At 41.8% G+C, this 3768-nt stretch carries 4 protein-coding genes; all 4 read left to right on the forward strand.

Annotated elements, in window-relative coordinates; translation table 11 throughout:
• Positions 1 to 488 precede the first annotated feature (488 nt).
• On the forward strand, positions 489 to 1787 hold the full coding sequence (gene ltrA, locus OCV62_RS17815; protein WP_262588332.1) for a group II intron reverse transcriptase/maturase: 1299 nt from the start codon (positions 489 to 491) through the stop codon (positions 1785 to 1787).
• Positions 1788 to 1900: 113 nt separating this feature from the next.
• Positions 1901 to 2425: a hypothetical protein gene (locus OCV62_RS17820; protein ID WP_009256571.1), complete on the forward strand. Its 525-nt coding sequence runs from the start codon at positions 1901 to 1903 to the stop codon at positions 2423 to 2425.
• A gap of 132 nt (positions 2426 to 2557) precedes the next feature.
• Complete coding sequence (locus OCV62_RS17825; protein WP_004798083.1) at positions 2558 to 3058, forward strand: hypothetical protein; 501 nt, start codon at positions 2558 to 2560, stop codon at positions 3056 to 3058.
• Between the two features lie 181 nt (positions 3059 to 3239).
• Positions 3240 to 3768, forward strand: a 529-nt coding sequence (gene mobQ / locus OCV62_RS17830; RefSeq protein ID WP_262588335.1) for a MobQ family relaxase, incomplete at its 3' end; no start/stop codon positions are given.

The following is a 3768-nucleotide window of genomic DNA, read 5'->3' on the forward strand; positions in this document are numbered from 1 at the left end:
CGGAATTGTGCGCCCAGACAAGGGCGAGTAGTCTAGCAGGTGGAATGCCTGTCTGGTAAGGTCTAACCAACCGCCAGTAGCGAGTCTTGGGTGACTGCCAGTAATGGTAGTTGCTAAGCGTAGACAGCGAGAAAATAGAGAGTGTGATTGAGCCTCGAAATTTTGATATCTGGAAGGCTGACGTTTTAATTTCGACGGAAAGCAATACAAATCAATTCGCATTGGTGAGAAATGGTTTGCTTCTGCGGGGTCAAAGAGCACTTTATGTTTTACATTGTGACTATTCAGTCAACTGGGGAGAGCCTGTTGTTTCTTGTCATTGCAAGTATGGCAAACAACTGCAAAACGGGAGAATGCCAAAAGAACAACAGGCAGTCGGATAGCTTCATAGTACTGAAGAAGTTGGGTAATGCCAACGGAGGAAAGGGAGCTACATAATAATGGTCTTTCTGAGGACACATCAACCGTACTCAGGGACGGAGGTATTGATGGAAACGAAATTAGAAAGAATAGCAGAAATATCGGCAAATTCGCCGAGACCAGAGTTCACATCGTTGTATCATCTAATCAATAAAGAAATGCTTTTGCAATGTCACAAAGAATTAGACGGAAACAAAGCAGTCGGTGTTGATGAGATTACTAAGAAAGAATACGGGAGAAATCTGGGGCAAAACATAGATGACTTGGTAGAAAGACTGAAAAGAAAATCATACAAACCACAGCCATCAATTAGGGTATATATCCCGAAAAGCAATGGAAAACTTCGACCATTAGGAATTGCGTGCTATGAGGACAAAATAGTCCAATTAGCATTAAAGAAGATACTGGAAGCTATCTATGAACCGAGATTTCTGAACTGCATGTACGGATTCAGACCAAATCGAGGATGCCATAACGCAATAAAAGAACTGTATAAGAGCTTAAACAATACGAAGATATGTTATATTGTGGACGCTGACATCAAAGGCTTCTTCGACTACATGAAACATGAATGGATTATCAAGTTTCTCCATCTCTATATCAAAGACCCTAACATAATCGGTCTGGTTAAGAAGTACCTTAAAGTGGGAGTGTTAGATGATGGCGAACTGATGTTGAATGAAGAAGGTTCAGCACAGGGTAATATCATAAGTCCAATCCTTGCAAACATATATATGCATAATGTATTGACACTTTGGTATAAGTTTATTATTACCAAGGAATGCAAGGGTGATAACTTTTTGATTGTATATGCAGATGATTTTGTTGCAGGATTTCAATATAAATGGGAAGCAGAAAATTACTACAAGCTTCTTAAAGAACGAATGGAAAAGTTCGGTTTGCAATTAGAAGATAGTAAAAGTCGTCTCTTACAAAGCGGTGCTTATATTGCAAGGGCAAAGCAAAAGAGCGGTGAGTGTATCAGATTACAAACATTTGATTTTCTGGGATTCACGTTCTATTGTGGACGTTCACGCAAAGGCATGCCATATATAATGCCAAAGACAAGTTCTAAGAAATTCAGACAGAAAATTCGAGACATAAAAGTGTGGTTATACGCAAACAGAGACCAACCGCTAAAGAAACTAATGGGTATGCTAAATCTGAAACTAATAGGTCATTATAGGTACTATGGCATAAGTTTTAATGGCAGAATGATTTCAAACTACAAACAACAAGTGAGAGAACTTCTGTTTAAGGTGCTGAATAGACGAAGTGACAGAAAGAGTTATACAAGAGAAGGATTCATTGAAATGCTGAAATATTATCCATTGGCAATGCCAAAGATTTATGTCAGCTTGTTTTGAGACTGTAAATATTATTATGAAGAGCCGTATGCGGGAAAGCCGCACGTACGGTTCTGTGAGGGGCTTACATTGTGAGGTGTAAGTCTACTCGACTGGCAAGGAGTTTTGATAGCATGAAAAAGAGATTTCTTAAAATTGTGATAGGGATTGTTTTAGTTTGCATTTTATTCGTTGGATTTCTTTATGCAAACAATAACATCGGTATGACTTCGACCAATTTGGAAACGGATATTCGTTCATCGCAGAAGATTAAAGATGATTGGACGCTCGATGGAAGCGTTTCTAACACGATGGCTGCTTATATTTCTTATTCTCAAGACATGAGCGACCACACTTTTTCCGTCTATGTCAATCGTCCAGGACTTTCCTTCGGATATTTTTTCCGTGGAGGTGGAACTCTTTCGGGGATTCAAAGAGGAATTGTGGAGTTTACTGTAGAGGGATATAATGAACGAGCATTTATTTCTATGAATCAACAGCAGGTGCAACAACTTGAAATAGATGATGGCAACACAATTCAAGTGGTTGATATTGACCGCAATAAACCTTTTGCGATTGTCTTGCCTATAAATGCGGGTAATATTACTTTTTATGATGTAAATAGAAATACTGTGGAATATTGGAATAATCCTCTTTGACAAATTCAAGTTTGGAGAATTGAGAAAATCGGAATTGACCGAGCTCTTTGAGCGAGGGATACTTCTTGTCCGAAGGGCAAGAAGGTGGGCGTAAAAAAGATTAGAACAATCGGGATTTGAGGAGGTGTTCATATGAAGAGAGCATTGCTTTTTATTTTCATGACGGTTTGTGTATTAGGAATGTCCGCCTGCAGCAGCAAAGACGCCATGCCAGAAACATCAGATTCTGCCAGCAATCCGGTTCAGAATACAGATATCAGTAATCTGAATGGAGGAAAAATCTGGTCTGAACAAGATATTGTGTCGATGTTCTCTCTTGTGCAAGAAACAGATTGGGAATACATAGACTGTGTTTTAATTCCAGATCATGCTAGTGACCGTGTTGGTGCAGTACTCTTCCGGAACGATAAGGAGCAAACAAGCAATGTTGCGTTCTTTGATGCAGACGGATACTTTCAACAGTATGGCACATATGCAAGAATGTCTGACGAACCTGATTTTCAGTATCTCGGAGGTGGTGCGGTAACATTTAGGCTGGAAACAGAAGATGGTATAATCTATAACTACACGATCACAATCTCGATCGATGACAGTAATGTGAATTTTAAAGCGGAAGATGATTTGCCAAAATAAATTCAAGTTTGTCAGCTTCACATCGGGTCAACTTGCCCCGAACTTTTACAATTAAATACCCGCCGCCCACATAGCGGCACACCGAGCAGGAAATCTGAAAAAGGTCTCCTGCTTTTTTCTGCCCAAAATGAGGTGGTAAAACGCCACCCCGTCCACCAATTAGCGAAAGGAGGGACACGAAATGCCCTGTCCACACAACGAAATCACGATTGTTCAGCGCAGCCAGCGGCAGTCTGCGGTTGCCGCCGCTGCTTACCAGAGTGGCGAAAAACTGTTCTGTGAATATGACCAGCAAGTGAAGCACTACCCGGAAAAGCGTGGTATCGTCCACAATGAAATCCTGCTCCCACCTAATGCCCCACAGGAATATGCAGACCGCAATACTTTGTGGAACGCCGCCGAAGCGGTGGAAAAACAATGGAACTCCCAGCTTGCAAGGCGGTGGGTGCTTACCATCCCCAGAGAGATACCGCCCGACCAGTATGCTGTCCTTGTCCGGGAGTTTTGCCAGAAGCAGTTTGTTTCCAAAGGCATGATTGCTGACTTTGCCATCCATGACCCCCATCCGCCGGGACACAATCCCCACGCCCATGTCCTGCTGACTATGAGGGCAATGGACGAACATGGGAAATGGCTTCCCAAGAGCCGCAAGGTTTATGACCTTGACGAGAATGGGGAACGGATAAAGCTGCCATCTGGCAGGTGGAAAA

The organism is Gallintestinimicrobium propionicum, from assembly GCF_025567525.1.
GTDB classification, from domain to species: Bacteria; Bacillota; Clostridia; order Lachnospirales; family Lachnospiraceae; genus Gallintestinimicrobium; species Gallintestinimicrobium propionicum.